We start from the raw sequence: 2,810 nt of genomic DNA, 5'->3' as shown, positions 1-2,810 counted from the left end.
TTGGATAAGTGCCATATTTAATTTTATAGAACTTTCTATACAGCCATTCCGTCATTGGCAAGGCTATCCAGAGGGACATATAAACCCCGTCTAGACCGCTTAACATGTTGCTTGCCGCTCCCAGGGCCTGAATTTTATCGGCTATTTCAGGAAACATAGCGCTCAAAGCACCAACGGAGGCAGTCATCATGCTGGCACTTCCCACTCCGGAGGCCATGGCTAAAGCGAGGGGATGAAAGATTCCAAACGCTGCCGTAAATGTCGCCATTAAACCAAAGAAAATAGTACCAAAGACCGTTCCGCAGATGTAAACTCCCATGACACCTCTTCCCTCAGGTGTATCCAGTCCATACACATCTCCAATTAAAGCAACATTAGGTTCTCTTGCAATAGAATGGGCTACCCCTATGGTTTCTCGTCTAAGTCCCAAGTACACCGCCACGGGCACACCAATGATGACCGTGCCTAGATTGCCAAATTCCTGCAATATCAAGGCTGGACTTGTCCTTAATATCATTGGAATGTTTGGCCCAACAGTTGTTCCGTACTTTGCCATCAAGAGCATCAAAGTAACCCCAATTAGACTGCCGGCATCAATCATGTCCTTATGATTAGCAAGCTTAAGAAACTTGGGTCCTGAAAAGATTCCCATGATGAGCGCATAAAGCATTGGCAGCAGGACCACTTTGCCCGGGCCTATGGGAAACGAAAAAGCGCCGATCCACTCGGCTACGATCACAAGAATTAAAACCAATACATGGAGCTTCCAATTTTTGATCGCCTCAATCATACACCTATCCCCCTGTCTTAAATTGATCGTGCCTTTAAGTTGCCTGTATGAATTTGTTACAGGCAATTAAAGCAGATAAAGCTAAAAGTGCTGCTCCAAGCGGGAAGGCCTCTTCATCGGCCTTAAAGTACGGGCTGTGCCATGGATGTACGGCATCGATATCGGGGTTACCCACGCCAAGCCAGAAATAACACCCGGGGACCTTTTTTTGATATAATGCAAAATCCTCTCCTCCCATCGAAGGAGTTGGCAGGATGATGCCGTCTTCGCCGAATACTTTTTGAGCTGCCCACAAAGCTATCTTCGTTGCCTCCGGATGATTTACGACGGGAGGAAGATCTCTGCGATAGTTAAATTCGACCTTACACCCTAAGCTTGAGGCAGTATTTTCAACGGTTCTTTTCATCCAGCCTTCAATGGAATCGCGAAGGCCCTCATCAAAGGTACGCACTGTACCGGTAAGCTTCACCTCATCCGGTATGACGTTGTTGGCGATACCTCCGTTGATACTTCCAAAGCTAATGACAGCAGCCTTTTGGGGATCGACGTTTCTGCTTACGATAGTTTGCAGGTTCATAACTATAGAAGAAGCACATACTATAGGATCAATTACCCTATGGGGATAGGCAGCGTGTCCTCCCTGCCCTATAACGGTTATAAAGGTGGAGTCCACAGCTGCCATTAAAGGGCCCTCCTTTAATCCTACTTTGCCTACCGGTATCTCGGGATTGTTGTGCAAACCAAAGATCATGGAAACATTGGGGTTTTCGAGCACGCCATCATCGATCATGGCCTTTGCCCCTGCGTTTATCTCCTCTGCCGGCTGAAAGATAAATTTGACGCTTCCTTGAAGTTCATCTTTATGAGAAGCTAAAATTTTTGCAGCTCCTAAGGCGCAAGTGACGTGTATATCATGGCCGCAAGCGTGCATCACTCCATCGTTTTTAGAGGCATAAGAAAGGCCGGTCATCTCCTTTACAGGCAGCGCATCCATGTCCGCCCTAAGCGCGACGGTTGGGTTTTCTTTTGCCCCTTTCAGTAAGGCGACCACACCTGTTTTGCCCACATTTTCTTTTACTTCATAGCCCAATTCCTTCATATAAATGGCGATCTTCCTCGCAGTCTCGAACTCCTTAAAGCTAAGCTCGGGAAATTGATGGAAATCCCTTCGTAAAGCCCTTAGTTCCTCCGACATGGACTTGCTAAGTTTCATCACTTCATCTGAATACATGCCAATTCCTCCTTGGTTACTCTTTGCCTGCCCGCAAGGCAAGCTCAGCCTTGGTCATGTAAAGGGGATGTCTCAGGCATATATCACGCACCTCTCGTTTAAAGCCGTGGATATTCGATTCGTCCTCGTTTTCAAGCACCCTCACGACAAGTTCTGCCACCTCTTTGGTGTCGCATTCGTCAAAACCCCTGCTGGTGACGGCAGCAAGCCCTATGCGGATTCCGCTGGTGACCGTCGGCTTTTCGGGATCGTAAGGTATCATGTTTTTGTTGACTGTTATGCCTACCTCTTCGAGCTTTTTTTCAGCCTGAGCACCCGTCATCTTCTTGCTCCTGAGGTCTACAAGCATGAGGTGGTTGTCCGTGCCCCCTGAGACTATATCAAATCCGTTATTCTTTAATATATCTGCCATGACCCTGGCGTTTTTTACGACCTGGGCACCGTAAGCCTTGAACTCTTCCGTCATGGCCAGCTTAAACGTCAGTGCCTTGGCAGCGATTATCTGAGGGATGGGTCCTCCCTGGATCCCCGGGAAGATGGCCTTATCTATGCTTTGAGCAAATTCCTTTTTACACAGTATGTTTCCGCCGCGTGCTCCACGCAGCGTCTTAGTAGTGGTAAATGTGACGAAATCGGCGTAAGGAATTGGGGAAGGATGGACTCCGCCGGCAACAAGCCCAGCTATGTGGGCCATGTCCACCATGAGGTAAGCTCCAACCTTTTTTGCGATCTCAAAGAAGCGCTTGAAGTCTATGATCCTGGAGTAGGCGCTTGCTCCTGCGATTATTA

General features: G+C 47.9%; 3 protein-coding genes. All 3 read right to left on the bottom strand.

Annotation, left to right across the window (positions count from 1 at the left end):
• On the bottom strand, window positions 1-790 hold a 790-nt coding region (locus Q7P41_RS10730; protein ID WP_303884162.1), incomplete at its 3' end, for a DUF3100 domain-containing protein.
• Between the two features lie 34 nt (window positions 791-824).
• A complete protein-coding gene (locus tag Q7P41_RS10725) occupies window positions 825-2,021 on the bottom strand; it encodes a M20 family metallopeptidase (protein ID WP_303884161.1) in 1,197 nt (398 codons plus the stop codon).
• A gap of 16 nt (window positions 2,022-2,037) precedes the next feature.
• Window positions 2,038-2,810, bottom strand: a 773-nt coding sequence (gene glyA, locus Q7P41_RS10720) for a serine hydroxymethyltransferase (RefSeq protein ID WP_303884159.1), incomplete at its 5' end; no start/stop codon positions are given.

It is taken from the genome of Acetomicrobium mobile (assembly GCF_937920065.1).
Note: the sequence above shows the minus strand (reverse complement) of the source record. Positions and strands in the feature narration are given on the sequence as shown.